This window comes from Paenibacillus sp. P3E, assembly GCF_001909045.1.
Lineage (GTDB): Bacteria > Bacillota > Bacilli > Paenibacillales > Paenibacillaceae > Paenibacillus_AQ > Paenibacillus_AQ helianthi.
In genome coordinates, this window is sequence record NZ_LVWH01000154.1 from 1 (window position 1) to 667 (window position 667).

1 rRNA gene is annotated in these 667 nt (G+C 49.3%); it reads right to left on the reverse strand.

What is annotated here, in order from left to right:
• A 23S ribosomal RNA gene (locus tag A3842_RS13000) occupies positions 1–450 on the reverse strand; the annotation flags it as partial.
• Positions 451–667 lie beyond the last annotated feature (217 nt).

The window sequence follows — 667 nt, forward strand, 5'->3', positions numbered from 1 at the left end:
ATTCATACGGGGTTTCACGTGCCCCGCACTACTCGGGATCCGTCTCGGAGAGAACACAGTTTAGGTTACAGGGCTTTTACCTCTATCGCGGGCCTTTCCAGACCTCTTCACCTACCATATTCCTTTGTAACTCCATGTGAGACGTCCCACAACCCCAAGGGGCAAGCCCCTTGGTTTAGGCTGTTCCGCGTTCGCTCGCCGCTACTGACGGAATCACTATTGTTTTCTCTTCCTCAGGGTACTTAGATGTTTCAGTTCCCCTGGTCTGCCTCTACATACCCTATGTATTCAGGTATGAGTAACTGCGAATTACCACAGCTGGGTTTCCCCATTCGGACACCCCCGGATCAAAGCTTGCTTACAGCTCCCCGAGGCAGTTTCGTTGTTCGCCACGTCCTTCGTCGGCTCCTGGCGCCTAGGCATCCTCCGTGTGCTCTTATTAGCTTAACCATCGCTCCGGTGTTTCGCTTGTTCGCTCATCTTGTTTTAAACAGCGCTCCCGGATGAATCCGTTCGCTAGTCTGTTTAAAGCCAAAGGTCGCTTCACAATCGAAAACCTTCGCTTCCAGCATACTAATAACTATTTCAACTTGTTTACACAAGTTTCAGCTAAAAGATGTTCTAAAACGCATTTTCGTTTCGGTATCCAGTTTTCAAGGATCAAGGT